The sequence below is a fragment of the Halosolutus sp. DAT137 genome (genome assembly GCF_059736405.1).
This window is the reverse complement of the sequence record NZ_JCAQID010000002.1, coordinates 255328-278696: the sequence shown is the minus strand read 5'-3', so window position 1 is coordinate 278696 and position 23369 is coordinate 255328. Positions and strand designations below refer to the sequence as shown.

Annotated in this window: 22 protein-coding genes; 9 read left to right on the top strand and 13 right to left on the bottom strand. The window is 61.9% G+C overall.

Features of this window, described 5'->3' with window-relative positions; genetic code table 11:
• Nucleotides 1-8: 8 nt before the first annotated feature.
• Nucleotides 9-1721, bottom strand: a complete 1713-nt coding sequence (locus AC6I6L_RS07405) for a Cdc6/Cdc18 family protein (RefSeq protein ID WP_497917098.1) — start codon at nt 1719-1721, stop codon at nt 9-11.
• A gap of 1193 nt (nt 1722-2914) precedes the next feature.
• On the opposite strand from AC6I6L_RS07405, the gene AC6I6L_RS07400 reads away from it, so the two are divergent.
• The 5 genes from AC6I6L_RS07400 (at nt 2915) to AC6I6L_RS07380 (ending at nt 6058) form a co-directional block, all read left to right on the top strand.
• On the top strand, nt 2915-3553 hold the full coding sequence (locus AC6I6L_RS07400; protein ID WP_497917097.1) for an Era-like GTP-binding protein: 639 nt from the start codon (nt 2915-2917) through the stop codon (nt 3551-3553).
• A gap of 6 nt (nt 3554-3559) precedes the next feature.
• A complete protein-coding gene (locus tag AC6I6L_RS07395) occupies nt 3560-3964 on the top strand; it encodes a DUF2073 domain-containing protein (protein WP_497917096.1) in 405 nt (134 codons plus the stop codon).
• Nucleotides 3964-4884: an OapC/ArvC family zinc-ribbon domain-containing protein gene (locus AC6I6L_RS07390; protein ID WP_497917095.1), complete on the top strand. Its 921-nt coding sequence runs from the start codon at nt 3964-3966 to the stop codon at nt 4882-4884. The genes AC6I6L_RS07395 and AC6I6L_RS07390 overlap by 1 nt, the downstream gene beginning before the upstream one ends.
• 302 nt (nt 4885-5186) lie before the next feature.
• On the top strand, nt 5187-5276 hold the full coding sequence (locus tag AC6I6L_RS07385) for a hypothetical protein (RefSeq protein WP_497917094.1): 90 nt from the start codon (nt 5187-5189) through the stop codon (nt 5274-5276).
• A complete protein-coding gene (locus AC6I6L_RS07380) occupies nt 5276-6058 on the top strand; it encodes a DUF7089 family protein (protein WP_497917093.1) in 783 nt (260 codons plus the stop codon). Before AC6I6L_RS07385 ends, AC6I6L_RS07380 begins: the two co-directional genes overlap by 1 nt.
• 29 nt (nt 6059-6087) lie before the next feature.
• On the opposite strand, the gene AC6I6L_RS07375 is transcribed toward AC6I6L_RS07380, so the two are convergent.
• The 6 genes from AC6I6L_RS07375 to AC6I6L_RS07350 all read right to left on the bottom strand — a co-directional run bounded on the left by AC6I6L_RS07375 (nt 6088) and on the right by AC6I6L_RS07350 (nt 11606).
• Nucleotides 6088-6414, bottom strand: a complete 327-nt coding sequence (locus AC6I6L_RS07375; protein ID WP_497917092.1) for a nucleoside triphosphate pyrophosphohydrolase — start codon at nt 6412-6414, stop codon at nt 6088-6090.
• A gap of 23 nt (nt 6415-6437) precedes the next feature.
• On the bottom strand, nt 6438-7016 hold the full coding sequence (locus AC6I6L_RS07370) for a DUF7090 family protein (RefSeq protein WP_497917091.1): 579 nt from the start codon (nt 7014-7016) through the stop codon (nt 6438-6440).
• Between the two features lie 122 nt (nt 7017-7138).
• Nucleotides 7139-8758, bottom strand: a complete 1620-nt coding sequence (locus tag AC6I6L_RS07365; protein ID WP_497917090.1) for an ABC transporter permease — start codon at nt 8756-8758, stop codon at nt 7139-7141.
• Between the two features lie 302 nt (nt 8759-9060).
• Nucleotides 9061-10281, bottom strand: coding sequence for an extracellular solute-binding protein (locus AC6I6L_RS07360; RefSeq protein WP_497917089.1), 1221 nt, complete (start codon nt 10279-10281; stop codon nt 9061-9063).
• Nucleotides 10282-10677: 396 nt separating this feature from the next.
• Nucleotides 10678-11193, bottom strand: coding sequence for a winged helix-turn-helix transcriptional regulator (locus AC6I6L_RS07355; protein WP_497917088.1), 516 nt, complete (start codon nt 11191-11193; stop codon nt 10678-10680).
• Nucleotides 11190-11606, bottom strand: a complete 417-nt coding sequence (locus AC6I6L_RS07350) for a DUF7471 family protein (RefSeq protein ID WP_497917087.1) — start codon at nt 11604-11606, stop codon at nt 11190-11192. Before AC6I6L_RS07350 ends, AC6I6L_RS07355 begins: the two co-directional genes overlap by 4 nt.
• Before the next feature lie 389 nt (nt 11607-11995).
• On the opposite strand from AC6I6L_RS07350, the gene AC6I6L_RS07345 reads away from it, so the two are divergent.
• A complete protein-coding gene (locus AC6I6L_RS07345) occupies nt 11996-12676 on the top strand; it encodes a class I SAM-dependent methyltransferase (RefSeq protein ID WP_497917086.1) in 681 nt (226 codons plus the stop codon).
• A gap of 252 nt (nt 12677-12928) precedes the next feature.
• Here AC6I6L_RS07345 and AC6I6L_RS07340 read toward each other — a convergent pair whose 3' ends face one another.
• On the bottom strand, nt 12929-13543 hold the full coding sequence (locus AC6I6L_RS07340) for a DUF1684 domain-containing protein (protein WP_497917085.1): 615 nt from the start codon (nt 13541-13543) through the stop codon (nt 12929-12931).
• 88 nt (nt 13544-13631) lie between these two features.
• Nucleotides 13632-13871 (bottom strand): DUF7127 family protein, encoded by a 240-nt coding sequence (locus AC6I6L_RS07335; protein WP_497917084.1) that lies wholly within the window; start codon nt 13869-13871, stop codon nt 13632-13634.
• Between the two features lie 253 nt (nt 13872-14124).
• Between AC6I6L_RS07335 and AC6I6L_RS07330 the strand changes: the two genes are divergently transcribed.
• Nucleotides 14125-16545 (top strand): ATP-dependent DNA helicase, encoded by a 2421-nt coding sequence (locus AC6I6L_RS07330; RefSeq protein ID WP_497917083.1) that lies wholly within the window; start codon nt 14125-14127, stop codon nt 16543-16545.
• Between the two features lie 39 nt (nt 16546-16584).
• Here AC6I6L_RS07330 and AC6I6L_RS07325 read toward each other — a convergent pair whose 3' ends face one another.
• From AC6I6L_RS07325 to AC6I6L_RS07310, 4 genes are all read right to left on the bottom strand, one after another.
• Complete coding sequence (locus AC6I6L_RS07325; protein WP_497917082.1) at nt 16585-16896, bottom strand: peptidase associated/transthyretin-like domain-containing protein; 312 nt, start codon at nt 16894-16896, stop codon at nt 16585-16587.
• A 109-nt stretch (nt 16897-17005) separates the two neighbouring features.
• Nucleotides 17006-18109 carry an ABC transporter ATP-binding protein gene (locus AC6I6L_RS07320; RefSeq protein ID WP_497917081.1) on the bottom strand — a complete coding sequence of 368 codons (1104 nt, stop codon included), beginning with the start codon at nt 18107-18109 and terminating at the stop codon, nt 17006-17008.
• A complete protein-coding gene (locus AC6I6L_RS07315) occupies nt 18106-19962 on the bottom strand; it encodes an ABC transporter permease (RefSeq protein ID WP_497917105.1) in 1857 nt (618 codons plus the stop codon). The genes AC6I6L_RS07320 and AC6I6L_RS07315 overlap by 4 nt, the downstream gene beginning before the upstream one ends.
• Before the next feature lie 141 nt (nt 19963-20103).
• Entirely contained in the window at nt 20104-21231 is a 1128-nt protein-coding gene (locus tag AC6I6L_RS07310) for a thiamine ABC transporter substrate-binding protein (RefSeq protein ID WP_497917080.1), read from the bottom strand.
• A 208-nt stretch (nt 21232-21439) separates the two neighbouring features.
• On the opposite strand from AC6I6L_RS07310, the gene AC6I6L_RS07305 reads away from it, so the two are divergent.
• Complete coding sequence (locus AC6I6L_RS07305; protein ID WP_497917079.1) at nt 21440-22612, top strand: AI-2E family transporter; 1173 nt, start codon at nt 21440-21442, stop codon at nt 22610-22612.
• Nucleotides 22613-22728: 116 nt separating this feature from the next.
• Nucleotides 22729-23349, top strand: a complete 621-nt coding sequence (locus AC6I6L_RS07300; protein ID WP_497917078.1) for a DUF5518 domain-containing protein — start codon at nt 22729-22731, stop codon at nt 23347-23349.
• Nucleotides 23350-23369 lie beyond the last annotated feature (20 nt).

The window sequence follows — 23369 nt, the reverse complement described above, 5'->3', positions numbered from 1 at the left end:
CGAACCCCTCAGTTCTCGAATCGTGCCTGAACGAACGGCTGTACGTCGCCGATGTCGCTCAGTCTGGAGTCAGAAAGGAGAACAGCTTCCGTCTCTTCGAGTGGAACCGAGAGGCTGATTTCTTTCGTCCGGCCGTACCGTCCCTTCGAGACGACGACGGCGTTGACGATCCCGAGCATATCGAGTTCGCTGATCAGGTCGGTGACGCGACGCTGGGTCAGGACGTCGGCGTCGATCTCCTCACAGAGGCGTTTGTAGATGTTGAACACCTCGCCGGTGTTGATGCTGTGGACGCCGTTTTTCTCGAGCAGGATGATCGAAAAGAGGACGAGTTTGCTCTGTGTCGGCAGCGTCCGGACGACCTCGACGACCCGATCGAGTTCGATCTTGTCCTGGGCCTGGCGGACGTGTTCCTCGACGATCGTTTCCGTCTGGGCGCGTTCGGCGAGTTCGCCCGCTGTTCGAAGTAGATCGAGCGCGCGGCGTGCGTCCCCGTGTTCCTGTGCAGCGAACGCCGCACAGAGCGGGATCACGTCGCCGGAAAGCGCCCCGTCTTTGAAGGCGACGTCCGATCGGTGCTGGAGGATATCTCGCAACTGGTTAGCGTCGTAGGGTGGAAAGACGATCTCTTCCTCACCAAGTGAGGATTTGACTCGCGGGTCGAGAAAGTCGGTGAATTTCAGATCGTTGCTGATCCCGATAATAGACACGCGCGAGTTGTCCAGTTCGGAGTTCATCCGTGACAGATTGTAGAGCGTGTCGTCGCCGCTTTTTTCGACGAGTTTGTCGATTTCGTCCAGCATGATGACGACGACCCGTTCGTCGTAATCGACGGCGTCGAAAAAGACGCTATAAACGCGATCGGTCGGCCAGCCGGTCATCGGCACCTCCTCGAAAGAGTCCCGATCGGATTCGAGTTCCTCCATCCGGGTTTCGACCTCCGTGCGGGTGGCAAACGGTGTCGATTCGAGTGGATGGCTGGAGCCGTGATCGTGATTCTCGGCGTCGGGTCCTTCGCTCGCTGACCCCTCTATTTCACCTGGAGAACCACTAGACATAGCGTTATTTGGTGTTCCAGTGGAAACGTCTTGGTCGGGGTCCGAATCGGGACCAGAATCAGTTTCGGTCGACGCGACGTCGGTAAACAGATCGGTGTCGTCGGAGGCGTAACCGACGGATTCGGAATCGGCGTGCTCTTCGTACTCGTCTACTGCGGTGAGAAGCGCGTCCAGCGTTTCGAGACGGTCGTCGATTCGGGTTTTATTCTTCTCGATGAACTTGTTTGCCAACTGCGCGAGGACCCGATACTGGGTGTCGGTCACCTCACAGTTGATGTACTCGACGTCACACGGGACGCTGTACTTCTGAGAGGTGCTCTCGAGTTCCTTGCTGACGAACTTGGCGCTTGCAGTCTTCCCCGTTCCGGTTTTTCCGTAAATGAGAATGTTCGATGGGGTCTCACCCCGAAGTGCGGCGACCAGAATTGTTGCCATTTTGTTGATCTGATCGGTTCGATGCGGGAGTTCGTGCGGTGTATAGGATGGACGCAGTACTTCTTTGTTCTCGAAAATCGGTTCCCCGCTGAGGAGGTCGTCGAATAGACCCTGATTCGACTCTTCGTCAGCGATTTCGGAACTCCCGAAGTCCGTCGAGAATCCGGCGGTTCGGCGTTCCTCGACATCTCCATCGTTCCTCGTGATTTCTTTTTCGTCGTCTGACATCCGTCGTGCACATACCCCCTCATTTCGAGTGGAACACGGACGCGAGTGCAGGAATACAACCGTATAGATTGCCTTTCGAGGGCAGTCCACTATTCCAGGCGTCTGGCCCGTGTCCAGTTGATGCAAACGAAACAGTGGAAGACCGTGGTATTAAATTCTTCCATTCAATTCAACGTGACGATCGAACCGAACCATCTGAATCGATCGGTATCCGGTTCGATACGCGACAACGGCGTGTACAGACGGTGTAAATTATCGAGACGAATACCAATGTGAATCTGAATAAGGGCTGTTTCAGGTAGACAGACCAGAAGATCTCGTCTCTGAGGGAACGCAACGCTGATAGGGATTGTTGTAACTTGGTACCGGCGATCGTCCGTCACGGGCTGGCGGTCACCGGTAATCGATTACAAGAGTCCCTCTGAGGGTGTGAGCTTCCGAGATACGAGCGAGTTCTTGAGGGAGTTCCTTACCGCATCACACATTTCGGGTATTTCGGTTTCGAGATCGGAATCTCTCATCAACGCGTGGTACCCGTGACAACAAACGGTGTGTTTGCAGACAGGTTCTGGTTCTCCGAATCGACCGAGATCGATCGGTGCCGATAGTGTGGTATAGTTGATGTGAGGGGATCTAGCCCCCCACCCCTTCGCTTCAGGTGGAACTGCGTCACGAAGGGGTGGGGGAGGAGGGGTCTTTAAAATACGGAATCTTTATTACCATGGATCAGAAACAGTATCCGCAATCCTAGCAAAATAAAATAGTTACTAGAGAGTGTGGAGTTTGTTGCTAGTTCCTGCTAGATTCTCCGTTTTCTGAGGATCGCGTTACTAGATCTGTCTCTGAAGCTCGTTTCTCAAGAATTCCCCCGGTAGCACCGCTGTTGGGCCGACTCATCTCTAAACGAAGGTATTCTGTGGTCTTTCATCCATCACATTCCCCGTCCTTGAGGGGGACTCCTTCGACGATCTCCAGTCGAAACGAAGGGGTGGGGGTGTCACGGACCGCTCGCAATCTTCGATCGGTCTCGGCTACTGACCGGAATATCTCCGAAAGACATTCTCTATGTCGTGACACTATTTCTCACAATCGAACTCTGTTTCGTATGATAGTCAACATGTCTGACGTAGGCTTAAGTGAATTCAGTCAGTAGTACGCGCAGATGCACCCCGCGGTGCTGGAGGTCCCCAAGGATGGGATTGTTCACAGAACTCAAAGATAGTATCTCTCGGGCGACGGACCGTCTGTTCTCCGAACAGGAACCGAAACGAATCGGGATATATGGACCGCCGAACGCCGGCAAGACGACGCTTGCGAACCGCATCGCTCGTGACTGGACGGGTGACGCGATCGGAACGGAGAGCCACGTTCCACACGAAACGCGACGCGCACGCAGGAAAGAAAACGTCGAGATCGAACGAAACGGAAAGTCGGTGACGATCGACATCGTCGACACGCCCGGCGTGACGACGAAAGTCGACTACGAGGAGTTCACCGACGAGATGGGAAAAGACGACGCCATTCGTCGATCACGGGAGGCGACGGAGGGGGTTGCCGAAGCGATGCACTGGCTTCGGGAGGACGTCGACGGCGTCATCTACGTTCTCGACAGCGCCGAAGATCCGATCACGCAGGTCAACACGATGCTCATCGGGATCATCGAATCCCGAGAGCTGCCGGTGCTGATTTTTGCGAACAAGATCGATCTCGACGAGTCGAGCGTCAAGCGGATCGAGGATGCGTTTCCACAACACAAAACGGTCCCGCTGTCCGCGAAAGAGGGGAACAACATGGACGAAGTGTACGACAACATCGCGGAGTACTTCGGGTGAATACGGATGCCAAAAGCAACGAATACGGACGATCCGGATACCGCCAACGGCGTCCAGATCGATCTCATTAGCGGCGAACGGATGGACGGGATGGCGACGATGGAAAAGATCCGGATGATTCTCGACGGTGTCCACGACGGAAACATCGTTATTCTCGAAGAGGGGCTGACGCCGGACGAAGAGAGTCGACTCATCGAGGTAACCATGGCCGAGATTAGCCCCGACGAATTCAACGGGATCGAGATCGAGACGTATCCAAAGTCGGACACTCGTGACGCCTCGTTACTCGGACGGATCATGGGTGCCGAGGAAAAATCGACGAAGAAACTGACCGTGATCGGGCCGGCAAACCAGATCGAAACGCTCCACAAGGACGAAACGCTCATCAGCGCGCTCGTGTCTCGAAACTAATGCCACACGAATGCACGAACTGCGGCCGCACGTTCCCCGACGGCTCGAAGGAGATGCTCGCTGGCTGTCCCGATTGCGGGGGCAACAAGTTCCAGTTCGCTCCGAAGACGACGATCACGGGAGACTCATCCGAGCACGCTGGTAAGCCTGAATCGGCCGACGACGGTGAGCCATCGGATGATCCCGGTCCCGACTCTTCTACCAGCGACGAACGCGGGATCGCGACCAGTGCGGCCGATACAGTTCGTGACTGGGTCTCGTCCGATTCACAGAGTGATACGGATTCCGCACCCTCGACCGATATGGAAGAGTTTGCGGAGTGGCCCGACACGGCGCGGCGACCCGAGGATCGATCGACTGCGGCGACCGACCCTGAGGATCGATCGACAGCCAGCGATGAGACCGCGGATCGGTCACTGTCCGACCGGACTAACTCCCATGGTGGCGACGCGCCATCCGGTTCACCGTCGGGCGCACACGCCGAATCGACCGATACCTCGATGAATCTGACCGACGAGGATACGGCACAGGCAGACGCCAGGAGCGAAGTCGTCAGTCGCGACGACCTTCCGTCCGAACCGCCCCGAGTGGACGATCGAGACGATCACACAGCAGATATCAGCGACACTCAGGCCCAGCTGGGAGACGGTGACACACCGTCTCAGCCGACGGCGGGTGAGAACGACGAACCACCGGATCACGGTCGCGTCGTCAGCGAACCGTCGGCCGACCAGCCGTCGATCGAAGACTTGCGTGCCGAACTCAACGAGCAGTTCGAGAGCATTCGAATCGTCAGTCCCGGCCAGTACGAACTCAATTTGATGGAACTGTACAATCGCGAGGAGTATATCATTTCACTGCAGGAGGACGGTCGGTACGTGATCGACGTTCCGGATTCCTGGCGCGGTGACGACGAGTAGTTTCTTGACGGAGATGAGCCGCGACTTTCCGACAGGGATGAGCCGCGACTTTCCGACAGGGATGAGCCGCGACTTTCCGACAGGGATGAGCCGCGACTTTCCGACAGGGATGGGCCGCGACTTTCCGACAGGGATGGGCCGCGATTTCTCGACGTGGTTCCGATGGAACGCGGGGAACTCCGATCGAGACAGATGGGGAGAATTCCGACCGAGGCAGATGGGGAGAATTCCGACCGAGGCAGATGGGGAGAATTCTGACCGAGACAGATGGATTTAAGCGACGTGGCCGATAGCGACCGAGTATGAGTACTGCAACCAAGGTCGTTCTCGGTACCGTTGGCGTCTCAGCACTGCTGTCGGTCCTGATTATCTTTCAGACCGTCTTCGTCTGATGTTCGAGCCGCGGACGCTGTCAGCGGAACTCGAAGCGATCCGAGACGCGTCGGTTCCAGACGTACGGGTACTCGATTGTTCACGAGACTTCGAGACGCTTCCGCCCGAGCAGGCCGAAGACCTCGGCCTGTTCGTCGACGCGCTCGATCCGGCGAGCTACCCACCTGAGTGGCTCCCCGAAGACGCACCGACGCTCCTCGCCCGGTACGCGAGTTCGGACTTCACCGTCGGGATGCCCGGCGACGGGAGCGTCGCCTGGACGCGACAGACCGACCCTCCGACCGTTATCGTCAAGCCACGGGTCGAGGGGTCGCCCGCATCGTTCGTCGATTTCCTGATCGCGGAAGCGTTCGTCGAACTGGGTCTCGACGTCCCCGAGCACTTTCTCGGATTCTTCGAGGCTGACTATCCGGATCTGGACCGCGCGATCGAACTCGATCCCGGCGGTACGTATCAGGTCGCCGCGGCACTGTACGATGGCTGGGTCGGACTTCAGAGCCGGGAGATATTTTCGGAGTGGCACGACGATTCCCCGACGCTTGCCGACGCGTGGCAGGATGCGGGTGCTCGACTCGAGGACCGTGTCACCGGACTCCCCCGAGCAATCGCCCGTGGAGACACCCAATTCGCGGACGCAACCGAACTCGCCTGTGCGGGGATCAAACACGCGATCGAGTTGCCGGCACCATTCGCTGCACTCGACACCGACGCGTACGTCGATCACGGTCCCGCGTACGCAATCCGGTGGGCCGAAAAGACGTTCGACGCGCTGTCGGAGTGACCAGGGTCTGGCCCGTGCGTTACCAGGGCCTAGTCCGTGGCCTCGTTTTCGACTCGATCGAGCACGATCCGGTCTGCAAACCCGCCCCGTTCGGCCCGTTTCTCGCGGCGCTCCGCCTCGATATCGTCCATCCGCAGGTTCTGCTCACCGAGAATCGCACGGACCACTTCGAGAAGATCGGCCAGTTCCTCGATACTTCGATCCTCCTCAAATTCGTTGGCTTCTTCCACTAACTTCGCTGCGAGCCTGTCGAGGTACTCGTCGTCGCCCGCGACGTGAGTCACCGGTCGCTCGTCGGTCGCCTCGATGAGTTCGGGGATTCGATCTCGGACGAGTTTGTCGTACTCCGTGGGCATGATCGATTGGCGACGACGGAGCGTCAGAATTCGGCGTCGACGTTACCGTCTTCGTCGAGGTCGATCACGCCGTCGAACAGCGATCGGAACTCGTCGACGAGAGCGGGGTCGTGAGGGTCTTCCGAAAGATGGAATAGACCAACTGCGTCGTGTTCCTCGAGGAGTTCGAGGATACGCTTGACCGCGTCGAGCGCGCTCTCGTCGCCGGCATAGTAGGCGAGTTCGGTGACGGAGTCGAAACTGAGGCGAAGTTTGCCCTCGTGGGCGTCGAGAAAGCCGTCGATGTGGTCGACGATGCCGTCGACGTCGTCGGGTGCGGCGACGTAGTGGACCGTATCGCTCGTTCGCCGGGAGTAGCCGCGTTCGATGCTGAGGGTGTCGAGAATTTCGGCGCGGTCTTCGTCGACATCGTAGTACTCGAGCTTTTGTTTGACTTCGCGGGCGGTTGTCCGGGTGGAAATGACGAGAAAGTTGTCGGTGTCGGTTTTGAGAAAGTCGGTGTCGATTCGATCGGTTTCGCCGGTACTCGGATGGAGGAGGAGAATGCCGGTCCCACCCGGTACTGTCTCGGGAGTGTGGTCGATTTCGAGCGTATACTCCATTACTGCCGTGAACAACTTTCGGCACTTACTTAAGAGTGGGGATGTGTTCCCGGTCGACGTCCCGACGCGGTACGGCGATCGTGGGGCAGATCGTTCGTTTCGGGTTCTCGCGCCGGTCCCGATCACCCAATATCGTCTCCTTCCTGTCGGAGCAAGACGAGCATCGAGAGGCCCGAAATAAGCACCAGGAGAAGCGCCGGAATCGCAGCGTAGCGGTACGCGAGCGAGCTCTGTGCGTCCCAGATGATCGACACGAGCGTGTCCATGCCGATCGGCTGGAGCATGAGCGTGACGGGGAGTTCTTTCATCGTGGTCAGGAAGACGAGTATGCCGCCAGCGATCACGCCGGGCATGATCAGCGGCAGCGTCACTCGTCGAAACGTCTCCAGCCGACCGGCGTTGAGCGTTCGGGCGGCCTCGATAGTCTGGTCGTCGACCTGGAGAACGGACGATCGAACGGTGCCGACTGCCTGTGGCAGGAACCGGACGACGTACGCGAACACGAGCAGCCAGACGCCCTGGCGGTACAGCGACGGCAGGGTTCTGGTACCCAGAAACACCAGCGCGAGGCCGATGACGATTCCCGGGACGGCAAACCCGATGTAGGTCGCTCGTTCGAGGATTCGTGAGAGCAAGGAGTTCACCCGCCCGGAGTAGTACGCTACCGGAAGTGCAACGAGACACGCGGCCACTGCGGCCAGCAGCGCGAGGTAGACGGAGTTGAACGCGAACTCCCACTGAAATTCGAGCGACGGGATGGGATCCCCTTCGCTGTGAACCAGCCAGTTCGTAAAGATTGCGACCGGAACGACCAGCGTCACGATCCCGATCGCGGAGACGAATCCCATGGCCGGCCACTTCCAGCCGCCGAGTCGGATCGTACTGCCCGTAGCCGTCCCGCTGTTTGCGTCTTCGTCGCGTCCGATGCCGGCTTCGATGACGAGGACGATCGCGACGATCGCGATAAGCTGTAACGCGAGTAAGGCGGCGTATTCGACGGCGAAGCCGCTGAATTCCCAGTAGATCGTACTCGTAAAAACGCTGGCCTGCATGAACGCCGGCGTCCCGAAATCGGAGATCGCATAGAGACCAGCGAGCAGTGCGCCGGCGGCGATTCCCGGTCTGATCTGTGGGAAGGTGACGCGGCGGAACGCCTCGAACGGGCCGGCATTGAGCGTACGCGCGGCGTCAGCGAGCGAACTGTCCATCGACAGCAGCGCCGCCCGCGTCGTCAAGAACACGTACGGGTAGGTGTAGAGGGTGATGATGAATACCGCTCCCGAGAGCCCGTCGACCTGCGGGATCGTCGTGCCGAACAGCGCCTCGACTTCGCCGCCGGAACCGAACATCCCGTTGAACGCGATCGCACCGATATAGCTGGGGATGACGAGCGGGAGCGCGGCGACGACGGTCCAGAAGCGGGGATAGGGAAGATCCGTCCGGGTCGTCAGCAGGGCGAGTGGCACGCCGAGACAGATGGAAAACGCCGTGACGAACCCCATTAGTGCGATACTGTTGGCCGTCACTCTCGCAGTTTGCGTGGAGATGAGAAGATCGGAAGCGCGAGAGAGTTCGACCGTCGTCGCCTGCCAGACCAACCAGAACATCGGTGACACGACCAGCAACGCAAACAGCGCGCTCACTGCGGCCAGTGCGATCGTCCACGGATCTACGCTCTCGAATCGTTTGGCGATCGCTTCGGCGTGCGGTGACGTGTCCATGGCGTCCTTGATTGGTTTCATCGTGATTTCGACGTGTCGACCGGCGATTCACGCTCGATTGTGATCCGCTCGGCGCTCGGGTATCTTGAAACCCCTGATTGGATCGCGGATCGATGGGAGCTGTCGACTGGTCAACTCCATACGGATCGGGGTTACGAAAGATCACAGGGACGGCGTGAGAACGTTGCGGCCTCGTTGTCTGATACCGACGTTTTGGGGTCTGATGGCTCGTTTCGAGAGAGCACGGAGATGCAGTGGGAATCGGTACAGCGACAACGTCGACTGTTCCGCTTCGTTCGTCGACGCTTCCACCTCGGTTTCCGTTAGAGCGGGAGCATTCCTTCCTCTTCCAGGAGCTCTCGGGCGTCCTGCAGTTCCATGTCGAAGCTACTCAGATCGAACTGCGGCGGGTTGAGTTCGTCGAGGTTCGGCAGCGGGCCGACGTAGTCGACCCCGTCGACGACGGGGTACTCCCCGTTTGTCTCCATCATGAACTCCTGTCCTTCGGCGGCCACCAGGTGGCGGGTGAACTCCGCGACGAGCTCGGGGTCGTCGACTTGATTCGTGACGGCCACGCCGGCGACGCTGAACAGACAACCGGGGTCGTCCTCGGTAAACGTCACCCGGATCGGCGCGCTCGAATCCTCGTTGACGATGCGCGCGGCGTAGTAGCTGTTGCCGAGCGCGACGATCGGGTCGTCGTCACCGCCCTGGTTGACGGCTGCGGCCTGATCGCCTCCGCTCGAGAAGAGTTTGGGATCCTGTTCCATGAAGTCCCGGACCCACTGACGGGTTGCCTCTTCGCCTTCGAGTTCGACCATCGCCTGGATGAATCCGCGGAACGTCCCCGAGTTGGGTCGCGTCGCGATGATCCCCTCGAACCGATCGTCGGTCGCGAACTCGAAGATGTCGGTCGGGAAGTCGTCGTCGTCCCCATCCCAGCGCTCGCTGTTGTACTGGATCGCGCGCACGCGGCCGCTTACACCGGTCCAGAATCCGTCGGGTTCGCGGTAACTCTCGGGAACGGCGTCGACGACGTCGGTCGGAAGCTGCTGGACGAGGCCTTCGTCGTGGACCGCGCCCAGTGCGCCGGGGTCCTGAGAGTAGAAGATATCAGCCGGGGTGGCCTCACCCTCCTGGATCAGCTGGTTGACCTGCACGTCGTTGTCGTCGTAGTCGCGGTTGATCGTGAGCCCGTCGTACCTCGCTTCGAGTTCCTCGAAGACGAGGTCGATCTGATCGCGCGTGCGACCGGAGTAGACGGTGATCTCGCCCTCGAGATCGCCGAGGTCGTCCCACGAGACCGCGGTGGAATCGACGGGGTTTTCGATCGGGTCGGCGTCGGCAACGGCTCCGTTGCCGTTGGTACCGCCGTTTCCGCCCCCGTTACCACCGCCGTTTCCGCTCGCGTCGTCATCGTCGCCGTTTCCGAGACAGCCGGCCAGACCGAGTGCGCCTACGGTAGCGGCTCCCGCAGTCGCGAGCAGCGGCCGTCGTCTACTGGTTTCGACGTTCTCGTCGTCGCCTGGCGTGTTCTCTGTCATACATCGGTTTAGGTGGGCCTAAAACATATAACAATGTCGGATTTCTAATACGATTTCGAGGATCGGTCGTCGCTTCGACTGGAACACCCCAATCGGCCGTTATTTCGATCGCAACGCGATGCGGTGTTTCAAGGGCTGTCGACGACTCGAATGAGTTCGTCCGCGCTACTACCGCTGTACTGGTGGTATTTGAATCGCCGCGGACACGGATTGCGTTTCGACGAGCGGACCGAAGTTTCGTTTCGACGAGCGGACCGAAGATCCGTTTCGACGATCAGTTGTCTCCCGTGATCGGCCGTGGTTCGAGCGCTGCGGTTATACAGTCCCCGAACGCGCACTCGTTTCATCGTTCTGTGGCCTGCCCGTTCCGTCCTCGATCCGAAGAATTGCCGTCATTCAAATATTTTCGAGGAGTTTGTCGATGAGACGCTCGGCACGACCGAGCAGCCGTTCGGGGAGCAGTGGAAGGATTTCAGCGAGCAACGGTTCGAGTTCGTCCGAACGGGCGAGATCCAGGTATATCCGGGACCCTTCACGACGACGGCGGACGACATCTTGTGTGACCAACCGGTCTGAATGCCACGATAGCGTGCTCCGAGCGATACCGACCGCCTCGATCAGTTCGGAGGGTGACGATTCTCCGTGTTCGAGAAGATACATGACGATATCCCTCGTCGTCTCTCGTCGCAACAGTGCGATCGTGGTGCGTTCCCAGTTGTCAAAGCGCGGCGAATAGTAGTGGCTTTGCCCGTAAAGCGACTCACAGACAACGGTCCCACACTCCAGAAGATCGTTGACGTGGCGATCTATTTGTTCGGGTGAGGCCTCGAACTCGCGGACCAGCGCGTTGAAATGGATGCCCGGGTTCTGATACACGACCGTCGCTAGCTCGGATCGACGCCTCTCGCTCACAGATTATCACCGAACTGGTCGGTCCGAGAGACGTATACTGCAACGAGCAGTGCAGCGACGAGAACGACGTCGAGACCGTGTTCGATCGTATTGTACACGGTGAACTTGCCGGTATCCAAGGCGGCGGGATCAAACAGGGCTATGAGGCCGGTAAGACTTCGGATCAATAGCGTGGAGAACGCGACCAGTACGAACAGGTACGGGCGAGAGCGACGACGGAGATACAACAGTCCGACGCCGATGACGGCCACCAGTGCAGCGCCGCTTTCGAGGATGACAACGACGGTATAACTGTGTGGTGTTTGCGATACGGACTCGAATACGACGAGCAGTAGTCCCGTCCCCAGCACGGCAAGAACACCCAGACAGATGGCTGCGTACCGAATACCGTGTCTGTGTCGCCTCTTTTTCATAGTCACTCGACGGACTGCCGTCCGTTCTCCCGTCGTCTATGTTTTAGGGGCACCTAAAAGACTATATGGGTTTCGATTCTTCGAACGGGAAGGGATGAGAGGCCACGACAGCGGTGCTGTCCGGTCTGCCGAATCCGATGCCCACGGATGTTGGCTGGCTCGAACCTCTCCGCTCGCGTCTTTTTAGGCAAGCCTAAAAAAGCTACCGATGACGATCGCAACGGCTCCGATACCTTCTCACCAATCCCCGTAGAGGAGGGAACGTCGTGTTTGTCCCTCGATGGCCGTCGTTTTCCGTTCCCCGATCGTTGTTTTCGGTTCTCGATGATTGCAGCACGGCCCGGAGCCAACCCGAATCCGTTTTCCCGCCCGACAGTATTCGTCCGTACATGAGCGTTCGCGAGGAGTTCGACGAGTGGGCCACGAGCGGCCGAGACAAAGGAATGGAAGAACGCCACTGGCACACCGCCAAGCACGCGCTGGCACGAATGCCAGTCGAACCGGGTGACACCGTCCTCGATATGGGCTGTGGCAGCGGGTACGCGGGTCGGGCACTCCGGGATACTAAGGATGCCGGCCGGGTCTACGGCCTCGACGGCGCGCCCGAAATGGCTCACAACGCAGCCGAGTACACCACGGACGATCGCATCGGCTACGTCGTGGGGGATTTCGGCTCGTTGCCGTTTGCGGATGGCTCGATCGATCACGTCTGGTCGATGGAAGCCTTCTATTATGCGAGCGATCCCCACGAAACGCTGTCAGAAGTCGTCCGTGTACTCCGGCCTGGCGGCACCTTCTACTGTGCGGTCAACTACTACGAGGAGAACGTCCACTCCCACGAGTGGCAAGACGACATCTCCGTCGAGATGACTCGCTGGGATCGCGGACAGTACCGCGAGGCGTTCCGCGACGCTGGTCTCTACGTCGCAGATCAGGACAACATTCCCGATCGGGAGATCACCATCCCGGACGCCGCCGCGTTCCCGACCGACGAGTGGGAGACTCGCGAAGCGATGGTCGAACGGTATCGCGAACTTGCGACGTTGCTTACCGTCGGCGTCGCTCCCTGACTCTCGGGACGAGCGCCTGTCCTCATCGCACTGCACCGCGATCGCTGGCGATTCCGTGCCGAATGGCTATCTCTGGATTTGTGGTTTCGACTCTGCGGTTCGACCCCCTCCATTTCGACTGGAGCACCGCTGATCTCGCCCGTAATTTCCGCTCGCCGGCCCGTCCTGGGAACCCCCTAATTTCCACTCGAAATAACTCAAAAACACCCGTACGGCAAGGGCTGGGGGCCTTTCGTGTCCGATCGCCGCCGATCAGTTCGACTCGAAGCGCTCCCCCGCCGGGATCGTGAGCTCGAGCCAGTTCTCTTCGGGCGCCAACGGACAGTCGAACGTCTCGCTGTAGGCACAGAACGGCGTGTACGCGAGGTTGAAATCGACGACGATCTCGTCACCCGTTTCGAGGGCCCGGTCGGCCGCCAGTTCCATGTACCGACCCCCTTGATACGTCTGTTGGCCCGTCGTTTTGTCCCGGAACGGAATAAACAGTGGCTCGTCGGCCCGACTCTCTCGCTGGTAGCCCGCCAGTTCGAAGGTCCCGTTCTCCAGGTCGTCCGCCCGATCGAGTTCGAAGGTGAGAGTCACCGTCCGGAGATATCGCATTTCTCGACCCGCGGTCGTGTCCATCAACACGACTTCGGGATCGTCGTGGACGGTGGCGGTCGCGCTCACGCGGTAGTCGGCGTCGGGGCTGAAGTAGTCGACTCCCGAAAATTCCTCACGCTCCTCGGGCGGGATCGGGGACTGTGGGTGAGTCGCAAAAAAATCGTCTTTTTCGGCGCGCTTCGCTTCGAGTTCGTCGCGCCAGCGATCGAGGTCGATGGCGTCAACGGAGTCGGCGCTATCGCCGGAGTCGGCGGCGTCGGTCATACGGTTACTAGCGAGGCGAGCGGGGAATGGGTTACGTTTCGGATCGCCGGCAAACGCGGGATGGGTCGGGGACTCCGGAGGTGCGTCGTTACTCTTCGATCGTTAGGACGCCGTTTCGGATCGAAACGTCGGCGGCTTCGGGCGGGAGTTCGAACTCGAACTGCTCGCCGTCGATGACGACGATCGCCGTCTGCCCGACGACGTCGACCGCGAACTCCTCGTCGACGTGACCGAAATCGATCGCGATGACGCTTCCGTCGTCGTACTCGACGGGACGGACGACCGCCCCGCTGCTGTCGACGTTCTGGAGGGACTTTGGCACTTTCATAGATGAGAATAGGTTCTCACGCGGTTAAAGCGACACCCCTACAGCTTCAATCCGCCATCGTGTGTTCCGTCTAAACGGGCCAATATCCGGCGACAGGCGCAGTATTGGGGTCTGTGATCGATCGAGTCGCAGATCGGAATCGTTCGAGTCGGAGTGAGTCACAGATCGGAATCGATCGAGCCAGGGGTTTATATCCGATCGCGCGGCCAGAGTCCGTCAACGCTATGGACGACGACCGCGGAGTAGCGCATCCATGACGGACTGGCGATCGGTGTTCGGCCACGACGAGCCCTACGACGAGCAGGTCGACGGCATCGAGACCGCGATCGACACCGCTCGCGACGGCGGCTACACCGTCATCGAGGGCGCCTGTGGCACCGGGAAGACGATGATCGCCCTCACCGCTGGGATCGACCTCGTGCGCGATCCGGACACCGACTACGAGCGCATGTTCGTGCTCACGAGCGTCAAACAGCAACTGCGCCAGTTCGAGGCGGACCTGGAGACGATCAACGAGAACCTCCCCGGTAGCTGGGACCCCGTCTCCGGACTCACGCTGGTCGGCAAAGCCGACGTTTGCCCGTACAACCGCGAAAACGCCGGCGGAATCGACGACGACAACGTCTACGATCGGTGTGAAACCCTGCGCGATCGAACGCGCGACCTGACCGGCGAGGGCGGCGACACGACGGCCGGCGCACTCACAGCGAGTGCGCGACAGCAGCAAACGGGCCTCGCCGACAGCGGGCGAACCGGAATGACTGCCCGGTTCCTCGAATCTGCAGGCGAAACGACGCCCTACCCCCTCGAGATGCCGACCTACTCCGAGGGCGGCGCGGTCGGCGCTGAAACCGAGTACTGTCCGTTCTACGCGCAGTATCTCGATGATCTCCCCGAAGAGGGATCAGAGGGGGACGCCGTCGAGGCCGTTCCGTTCGACTTCACTGACGCCGGCATGGTGACGCCGGAGGACCTCGTTGCCCGATCGGTTCGCCGGGGGACCTGTCCCCACTCGGTGATGGGGGCGCTGCTGGGTCACGCCGAGGTCGTCATCGGGAACTACTACCACGCGTTCGATCCGACCACGACGACCGCCTTCACCGGTGCGCTGCTCGACGACTCGACGTTCGTCGTCTGCGACGAAGCCCACATGCTCGAACCCCGCGTGCGCGACCTCGTCAGCGACGGCCTGGCGGACGCGACCCTCAGGGATGCCGAAACCGAACTCTCGCGAGTCATCCAGCCGATCGAGTTCGAGCGCGAGGGTCGCCGGGCCGAAGGCGGCTCCAAGACCGCCGACGCCGACCTCGTCCGGGCCGAACTGAACGACACCGATGTCTCCGTCGAGGACCTCTCGCGCACCCGCGAGTTCCTTCGGGACCTCCGGGAAGAACTCGATCGTCGCGTGCGCGCCCACCTCGATCGAACCCACCGCGGCTGGAAATCGAACCTCACCGACCTCGTGGACGACGAAATTCCGCTTCGTGACCCACAGGAGCCGGCCGAAGACGAGATTTCGGGGTGGGCACGGGATGCCGGCTACAGCGACGCCGACTGGGTCCGTGCCGAGACCGTCGGCGCCGTGGTCGCGCGGATTCTCAACGAGGCCGAAAACGAGGAGCGAACGCGCGCCGTGCCCACCGTCGGACGCGTCCTCGGGGAGTGGTACCGCCGGGGCCACACCGACCACTTCCGGGAGATCGAACTCGAACGGACCTGGGACGAAACCGAACCGCCGGACTCGTGGCGGCGCGCGTACACCGCCCGACTCGCCTTGCACAACTGCGTCCCGAGCGACGCGATCGGCGATCGACTCGGCGCGTTCGGCGGCGGCATTCTGATGAGCGCGACGCTCGAACCGATCGACGCCTTCACCGAGGTGACGGGACTGCAGTATCTCGCCCGCGAGGAGGGACGGCCGATCGTCGAGCGTCGGTACGGCCTGCACTTCCCCAGAGCGAACCGTGAGAGCTTCGCCGTCGCCGCGCCGAAGTTCACCTACGACAACCGGGGTCGGCCGGGCGAGCATAGCGAGGCGCGACGCGCCTCGAACAAAGCGGGCGAGCAACGCTCGCTGAATCCGACGCGAACGCACTACGCGGACGCGATCGCGAAGGTCGCCCGCCTTCCCGGGAACGTCCTCGTCGGCATGCCCAGTTACGCGGAAGCGGAGTGGGCTGCGGGCACGCTCGAGGACCGCATCGACAAACCCGTCCTGCTCGACGCCGCGAGCGACGACGAGACGACCCAGTCGCTCAAAAGCGAGTTTTTCGAGGGCGACGGGAAGGTACTCGTGACGAGTCTCCGGGGGACGCTGACCGAAGGCGTCGACTACAGCGGCGATCGCCTCGCCGCCGCGGTCGTCTGTGGGGTCCCGATCGTCAACACCTCGAGTCCGCGAACCAAGGCGGTTCGCCGGGCCTACGACGACGAGTTCGGCGACGGCTTCGTCTACGCGCTGACGATTCCCGCGGTTCGGAAGGCTCGCCAGGCGATCGGCCGCGTCATCCGTTCGCCCGACGACGTCGGGGTTCGCGTGCTCCTCGACGAGCGCTACGCCCGCGATAGCTGGGATTCGGTTCGGCCGTACCTCCCCGACGACAGCGAGTTTCAGTCGGTAAGTCCCGACATGTTCGATCACGGTCTCGATCGGATCCGATCGCGACTGTCGTGACCGGCAGTCGGAGGACCAGGCCCGTCGCTGGACGCGGGACTATCGCGCCCCGATCCGTCGATGGGGGCGCAGTGACGACTCGTTCGGGACGACCCGAACGAGCGTCGACGCCGGATTGTAGGCCACACGACCGGTCGGCGCTTTCGCCGCGACGAGTTTCGAGAACCCGGGTGAGTCGAAGCGAAGCTGACACAGCCCCCGGCTGTCCGTCCGTGCGGATTTCGTCTCGGTCTCGACGACCGCGTCTTCGATCGGTCGCCCCTGAGCGTCCCGGACGCGGAGGGTGATCGTGGTTCCGGTCGCGATCTCTCTTTTCTCGACCTCGAGCCGGAGCTGACGGGTGACTTGCATGCCGGTTGCTACCACGCCTGTCTCGAAAAGGCATCACCTGCAGATTCGGGTTCGATCGTCCCCGGCGATTCGACCCCTCCACAGTCCGGCGATTCGACTCTCCGGTCGTTCATTCCACATCGACCACGTGAGCGTCGTCGGGAGCAAATCCGACCGTCAGTTCGTCGCTCTCAGGAACCGCCGAACGCTGTAACACGATCGGGCGGTCGTTCCACCGACCGTTGACCCGAACCGTTTCACCGAGGAACTCGCTGGTTTCCACCGCGACCGAGATTCGGTTCTGCTCGGCGGACTGGGAGAGCGCCCCCGGCCGCACGCAGACCGTCGCCCGATCGGCTCTCTCGGGAACTCCCGACACGGTGAACCGCTCGCCGTCGATCGAAAGGGTCGCGTAGCTGTTTCCGTCGCGAACACTGCCGTCCCCTGCACGTACCTCGCCTTCGAAGACGTTGTTGTCACCGACGAACTCGGCGACGAACCGCGTCGCTGGCTCCCGATAGAGCGACTGTGGCGTCGCAACTTGCTCGACTCGCCCGTCGTTCATCACCGCGACGCGATCGGAGATGGCCAGCGCCTCGGCCTGATCGTGGGTGACGTAGACGGTGGTGATTCCGAGTTCGGACTGGATACGCCGTACCTGTCGACGCAGCGATTCTCGGAGCTGCGCGTCGAGGGCGCTCATCGGTTCGTCGAGCAAGAGCAGGGCTGGTTCGGGGGCGAGCGCGCGGGCGAGGGCGACTCGCTGTTGTTGACCGCCGGAGAGCTGCGTGGGGCTGCGATCGCCCGTGCCGGCGAGATCGACCAGGTCGAGCAACTCGTCGACGCGCTCGTCGACGGTCGTTCCCGCGGGTGGGTCGCGAAACTGAAGCCCGTAGCCGACGTTCTCCGCGACGCTCATGTGCGGAAAGAGGGCGTAGCTCTGGAAGACGACACCCACGTCCCGATCTTCGGGCGGGACGCCGGTCATCTCCTCGCCGTCGAACCTGACACTGCCGGTCGTCGGCTCCTCGAAGCCCGCGATCGTTCGCAGGGTCGTCGTCTTCCCACAACCTGAGGGGCCGACGAGCGTAAAAAACTCCCCGTCGCGAACGGTGAGATCGACGTCGCGCAGCGCGATCGTCGCCGTTCCTTTGCGGTTCGTTCCGTCCGCACTCGTTCCGTCCGCACTCGTCCCGTAGCGTTTCGAGACACCGTCGAGTCGGAGTTCCGTCATCGCTCGAACCTCCCGCCGACACGATCGACGACGACGAAACTCGCGGCGGTGACCGCGAGGAGGACGGTCCCCATGGCGATCGCCGGCCCGGATCGACGTCCGAGGTACCGTTCGACGGCCACTGGCATCGTGTACGAGTCGGTGCCGCTGGCCAAAATGACCGTCGAAGAGAACTCCCCGATCGAGATGGCGAAGGCGAAGGCGGTCCCGGCGACGATGCCGCTCGCGACGAGGGGCAGTTCGACGTCGAGCAGGGCGCGATACCGCGTCGCCCCCAGCGCACGTGCGGATTCGACCATCGCGGGGTCGAGGCTCGAGAGCAGCGGCGAGACGTTTCGCGTGACGAAGGGGTAAGCCGCGACGGCGTGGGCGACGACGATCGCGACCGCGCCCGTCACCTGCAGCCGCCAGCCGCCGGGCAGCGAGATGCCGAACACCAGTCCCTGCAGGAGGCCGATCCCGAAGACGATCCCGCTGACGGCGAGGGGAACCATCGCGAGCGTGTCGATGATCGTCCCGAGCCGGCCCGCACGGGCGGTTAGCACGGAGATCACGACGCCCATCGGGACGGCGATCGCGAGCGTCCCCAGTCCGAACAGCAGCGAGTTCCGGATAGCGAGAAACGGCAGCGTCTGGAACGACTCGCCCTCGAGCTGTCGCTCCAGTAAGAACGCGTAGTGGCGGAGCGTAAGCCCACTGCCGTCCGTGACGCTCCCGATCACGAGACTCGCCATGGGGCCGACGAAGACGATCGCGGCGACGACGCCGTAGCCCACGATCGCGAGTCGCCGCGGCGAGAGTGCCGTCCGGCGGTCCGGAAAGAGCGGCTCTTTCGGCGGCGGAGACGCGGCCCGGGCCAGTCCGGATTGGGACGACTCGTACTGGAGGTAGGCGTAGGTCAGGGCGAGCGAGAGGATCGTCTCGAGGATCGCCAGCGTCGCGGCTTCGGTGTATGACAGCCGCTGGATTCGGTCGTAGATCCAGACCTCGACGGTCGCGAGCTGGAGCCCGCCGAGGGCGAGGACGATCGGGAACGTCATGAACGTGAAAATAAAGGTCAACAACGCGCCGGTAAGCACGGCCGGCAGAAGCTGTGGTACGACCACGTCGCGGAACGCTCGTCGCTCACTCGCACCGAGGCTGCGAGCGGTCTCGACGGTTCGGACGTCGACGGACTCCCAGGCGGCGACGGTGATCCGGGCCACGAGCGGCGCGTTGTAGAACGCGTGGGCGACGATGACGATCGCGAGCGGATTCCACTCGATGAAGGGGTAGGGACCGACGCCGACGCTTCCGAGCAGCGAGTTGAGCGTTCCTGCCCGGCCGAACATGGCGTAAAAGCCCACCGCGACCATGATACCGGGGAGGACGAACGGCAGGATGGTCAGCGATCGCAGCGTCCGTCGGCCCCGAAACTCGTAGTTCGCCAGAACGTACGCCGCGGGAAGGCCGAGCGCGACGCTCGCGATCGTCGAGAGCGCCGCCTGATAGGCGGTAAAGCCGAACAGCCCCGTCCGGATTCCGGGCGTGTCGACGCCGAGCCACGGAATTGGGACGCCGACGCCGGGAATTGGATACTCGATCGAGAGCGAAACCGAGATCGCACCGAGCCAGCCGACGATCGAGCCGAGGTGGGTGCCGAGCGCGAGTGGCTCTGCGAGGACGTCTGCGAGCGCGCCAACGTAGAACGGATCGGTTAGCACGTCGACAAACGCCGCGAGCGTCGGGACGCCGTCGTCGACGACGGCGTTGACGAAGACGACACCGATCGGGAGGTAGAGCATGACGGCGAGCACGCTGGCCGTCGCGAACGCGACCAGCGTGAGCGCGTGCCGTTCGAGCCAGTCGATCAGCCGCTTGCGCGGCGGCCGCTCGTTCGGCGGCCGCTGGCCCGGTGACCGATCGTTCGATGCCCGTTCGTCCGGTGGCTGCTCGGTCGACGCCTGCTCGTTTCGGGACTGCTCGTCCGGGGGCTGTCCGCTCGGTGTCACGCGTTATTCGACGATCTCGCGCGCCCAGTCGTCGACCCAGCCGTCGAGGTTGCCCCGGAGTCGGTCGTAGCCGATCGTCACCGCCTCCGGCGGTTCGTGGGCGTACTGGTCGAAGGACTCGTCGAGGTCGACGAACTCCGCCTCGACGGCGGGGAACTGGACGTTTCGCTGTGCGATCTCGGCCTGGGCGTCATTCGAGAGGACGAAATCGAGGAACTCGTAGGCCAGATCGACGCTCGTGGCGCGATCGAAGACGGCCATCCCCTCCGGATTTGCATACCCCTGACCGTTCAGAAACCCGATCTGGTGACGGCTCAGATCGTTACCTTCCGCGGAAGCGAACACCTGATCGGTCGAGTAGGAGACGACCATCGGCCGTTCCTCCTGCATGTAGGCTCCGTAGTAGGAGTCGCTCCAGTCGTCGAGGATCCGAACGCCGTTGTCCTGTAAGTCCCGCCAGTAGTCGAGATAGCCGTCCTCGCCGTAGGCGTCGATCGTCCACAGCAAAAACGCCTGGCCGGGATCGGACGTCTGGGCGTTCTGGGCGAGCAGCGCGTCCTCGTATGCGGGTTCGAGCAGGTCGTCGAACGTCTCGGGTTCGTCGACTTCGTTTTCGTCGTAGACGAGGCTGATGTAGCCCGTGTCGTAGGCCAGCACGCGACCGTGGGGGTCCTCCATATCGAGTCCGTCGCGGATGCGATCGGCGCGCTCGATGCGATCGGTGTTGAGTTCGCGAAAGAGCCCGCCCTCCGAGAGGGTGTCGTCGACGCGAACGAGGTCGTCGATGTTCGCTCCGAGGTAGACATCGGCGTCGAGGGCCGCCTCCTGCTGTTCGCGCTGGATGTAGTGATTGATGCCCGCCTCGGGAACCGTCCACTCGAGGGTGGCGTCCGGATACTCGGCTTCGAACTGCTCTTTGAGCCACGGGCCGGCCGGGTCCTCGCCGTCGACCATCGAGTCGTAGGTCGCGACCGTCAGGGTCCCCTCGAGATTCGGTTCGTCGGGCTCCTGATCGCCGTTTTCCGCGTCGTCCGGTAATTCTTCGTCGTCGTCGTTTTCGCGAGTGAGACAGCCGGCGACGCTCGCGAGGGTCCCGCCACCGATCGCTCCGATAACCGCTCGTCGATTCATTACTCGGTTGTTACACTGCGTGGTCTTAAGCGACATGATTGTGCGACAGTGGTCTGGCGTGGTGAACCGGCGTGGCATCCAGATCGTGAACTACTCCGTCGTCAACTTCATTGAAATGGGCGGTCTCAGCGTCGCTGTAGCCTCACGTCGTTCGGGTCTGCCGGACACTCTCTCCGGACGGAAGGATTTTATCCGCGGGGTGAGACGGATGGGTGTGACAGCGAACACGATCGCCCCTGGGAATAGCCCATCGGCCGAGAGGAAGCGACGATACGTCCTTGCTGGCGTCGTCGTGGTGCTTGGCATACTCACGGGAGCGATCCTCCTCGAAGTCCTCGGGACGATTCTGTTCGCACTGACCGTGGCGTACGTTCTCATGCCAGTTCAGTCCTGGCTCGTCAGGCGCGGTCTCACCGAGTGGACCGCCGCGGTCGCGGCAACGGTAATCGGTTTCGTTTCCGCCATTACCGTCTTCGTCCCGATCGTCGCGACGTTGTACTTTCGGATCGACGAGATCACCACCGTCATCGGCGGTTTGCCGGAGGACATTCCGATCACCGCCTTCGGCATGACGTACACAGCCGACGTGGGAGAGGTCCAGTCGCTCGTGATCAATTACGTGAGCGGGGTTGCGGTGTCGATCGCCTCGGCACTGCCGGTTCTGGCGATCAAATTCGCCCTGTTCGTCATCCTATTGTTCGCACTCTTGCTCAAGGGCGATGCCGCCGGGCGGGCCGCGGTCGCGCCGGTTCCCCGTGCCTACAGGGATATCGTCTACGCGCTGGCGAACCGCGCTCGCGAGACACTGTACGCGATTTACGTCCTCCAGCTGGCCACGTCGGTCGCTACGCTGGTCATCGGCTATCCGCTGTTCTGGGCGCTCGGCTACGAGATGGCACTGACCCTCGCGATAATTGCCGCCGTCTTGCAGTTCGTCCCGATCATCGGTCCGAGCCTTCTCATCGTCCCGATCGCGATCTACCACGTCACGGCGGGCGAACTGGTCGCGGCGGCTCTCGTGGGCGTCCTCGGCATCGGACTCGTCGCCTGGTTCCCCGATATCGGGATCCGTCCGCGACTCGCACGCCGGTCGGCCGGCCTCCCCGGTAGCCTCTATTTCATCGGCTTCACCGGCGGCCTCTTTACGCTCGGTCCGATCGGAATCGTGGTCGGCCCGCTGATCGTCGCCGTCTTCGTCGAAGCCGTCGATCTCCTCGCGGACGAAGTCAACAACGAGGTGACGTTCTCCGAACTCGCCGACGGAGACGACCCGCCGGACGGTACCGCCGATCCGTCGGCCGAACCCGACGGCCTGTCGGACGACGCCGCCCGAACGGCGACCGCACCGCCCGCAGACGCGGACGATTCGACCGATCGCTGATCGTCGTCGATCGCAACGTCGTCGGTCGAGTGCCGAGCATCGAGCGCCTTCGATCGCGCGTGTCACGCGAGAAACGAGTCCCCGTTACTTTTCAGGACGCCCGTCGTCTTTCGCCTATGGGAACCGAGCGAACCGTCATTAACGCGATTATCGGCGCCGTCGTCGGCGTCGTCCTGTCGTTTATCCCCTTCTCGACCGTTCTCGGCGGAGCCGTCGCGGGCTTTCTCGAGGGATCGAACCCGCGGGACGGCGCCGTCGTCGGCGCGCTCGCTGGCATCATCACGTTCCTCCCGATCGCCGGACTGGCGGTCATCGCACTCGGCGTGCTCGGGTTCGGGCTGGGGATCGTCGCCGCACCGATCCAGGGCTTCGTGGCCGCCTCGTTCGCCGTCGTCGTTCTCGCGTTCATCGTGTTCCTCTACACCGTCGGCCTGTCGCTGCTCGGAGGGTTCCTCGGAGCGGTTCTTGCCGCGGAGTATCCCGACCAGCAGATCCGGACTCGGGACACGATCGGGCTCTCCTCGAGTGAGCAATCCACACCGCGTCACAGCGGAGCCGTCGACCCGACCCGACCCCCGAGACCACCGTCGGAGTCCTCCTGGGACGGAGACCGGAATCGACGAGATCCAGATCGATTCGAACCCGGCGGGGACCGCGATCGCGACGCCGGCGAGTGGGATCGAGGCCGAGATCAGGAGGTGGACAGCGATCCGGATCAGGATCGGGACCGACCCTGATACCCACCGATCGTCCGCCT

Bases quoted from the DNA above. Each gene is read 5' to 3' on its own strand.
- AC6I6L_RS07405 (WP_497917098.1), bottom strand. From the start codon at position 1,721: ATGTCAGACGACGAAAAAGAAATCACGAGGAACGATGGAGATGTCGAG.
- AC6I6L_RS07400 (WP_497917097.1), top strand. From the start codon at position 2,915: ATGGGATTGTTCACAGAACTCAAAGATAGTATCTCTCGGGCGACGGAC.
- AC6I6L_RS07395 (WP_497917096.1), top strand. From the start codon at position 3,560: ATGCCAAAAGCAACGAATACGGACGATCCGGATACCGCCAACGGCGTC.
- AC6I6L_RS07390 (WP_497917095.1), top strand. From the start codon at position 3,964: ATGCCACACGAATGCACGAACTGCGGCCGCACGTTCCCCGACGGCTCG.
- AC6I6L_RS07385 (WP_497917094.1), top strand. From the start codon at position 5,187: ATGAGTACTGCAACCAAGGTCGTTCTCGGTACCGTTGGCGTCTCAGCA.
- AC6I6L_RS07380 (WP_497917093.1), top strand. From the start codon at position 5,276: ATGTTCGAGCCGCGGACGCTGTCAGCGGAACTCGAAGCGATCCGAGAC.
- AC6I6L_RS07375 (WP_497917092.1), bottom strand. From the start codon at position 6,414: ATGCCCACGGAGTACGACAAACTCGTCCGAGATCGAATCCCCGAACTC.
- AC6I6L_RS07370 (WP_497917091.1), bottom strand. From the start codon at position 7,016: ATGGAGTATACGCTCGAAATCGACCACACTCCCGAGACAGTACCGGGT.
- AC6I6L_RS07365 (WP_497917090.1), bottom strand. From the start codon at position 8,758: ATGAAACCAATCAAGGACGCCATGGACACGTCACCGCACGCCGAAGCG.
- AC6I6L_RS07360 (WP_497917089.1), bottom strand. From the start codon at position 10,281: ATGACAGAGAACACGCCAGGCGACGACGAGAACGTCGAAACCAGTAGA.
- AC6I6L_RS07350 (WP_497917087.1), bottom strand. From the start codon at position 11,606: ATGAAAAAGAGGCGACACAGACACGGTATTCGGTACGCAGCCATCTGT.
- AC6I6L_RS07345 (WP_497917086.1), top strand. From the start codon at position 11,996: ATGAGCGTTCGCGAGGAGTTCGACGAGTGGGCCACGAGCGGCCGAGAC.
- AC6I6L_RS07340 (WP_497917085.1), bottom strand. From the start codon at position 13,543: ATGACCGACGCCGCCGACTCCGGCGATAGCGCCGACTCCGTTGACGCC.
- AC6I6L_RS07335 (WP_497917084.1), bottom strand. From the start codon at position 13,871: ATGAAAGTGCCAAAGTCCCTCCAGAACGTCGACAGCAGCGGGGCGGTC.
- AC6I6L_RS07330 (WP_497917083.1), top strand. From the start codon at position 14,125: ATGACGGACTGGCGATCGGTGTTCGGCCACGACGAGCCCTACGACGAG.
- AC6I6L_RS07325 (WP_497917082.1), bottom strand. From the start codon at position 16,896: ATGCAAGTCACCCGTCAGCTCCGGCTCGAGGTCGAGAAAAGAGAGATC.
- AC6I6L_RS07320 (WP_497917081.1), bottom strand. From the start codon at position 18,109: ATGACGGAACTCCGACTCGACGGTGTCTCGAAACGCTACGGGACGAGT.
- AC6I6L_RS07310 (WP_497917080.1), bottom strand. From the start codon at position 21,231: ATGAATCGACGAGCGGTTATCGGAGCGATCGGTGGCGGGACCCTCGCG.
- AC6I6L_RS07305 (WP_497917079.1), top strand. From the start codon at position 21,440: ATGGGTGTGACAGCGAACACGATCGCCCCTGGGAATAGCCCATCGGCC.
- AC6I6L_RS07300 (WP_497917078.1), top strand. From the start codon at position 22,729: ATGGGAACCGAGCGAACCGTCATTAACGCGATTATCGGCGCCGTCGTC.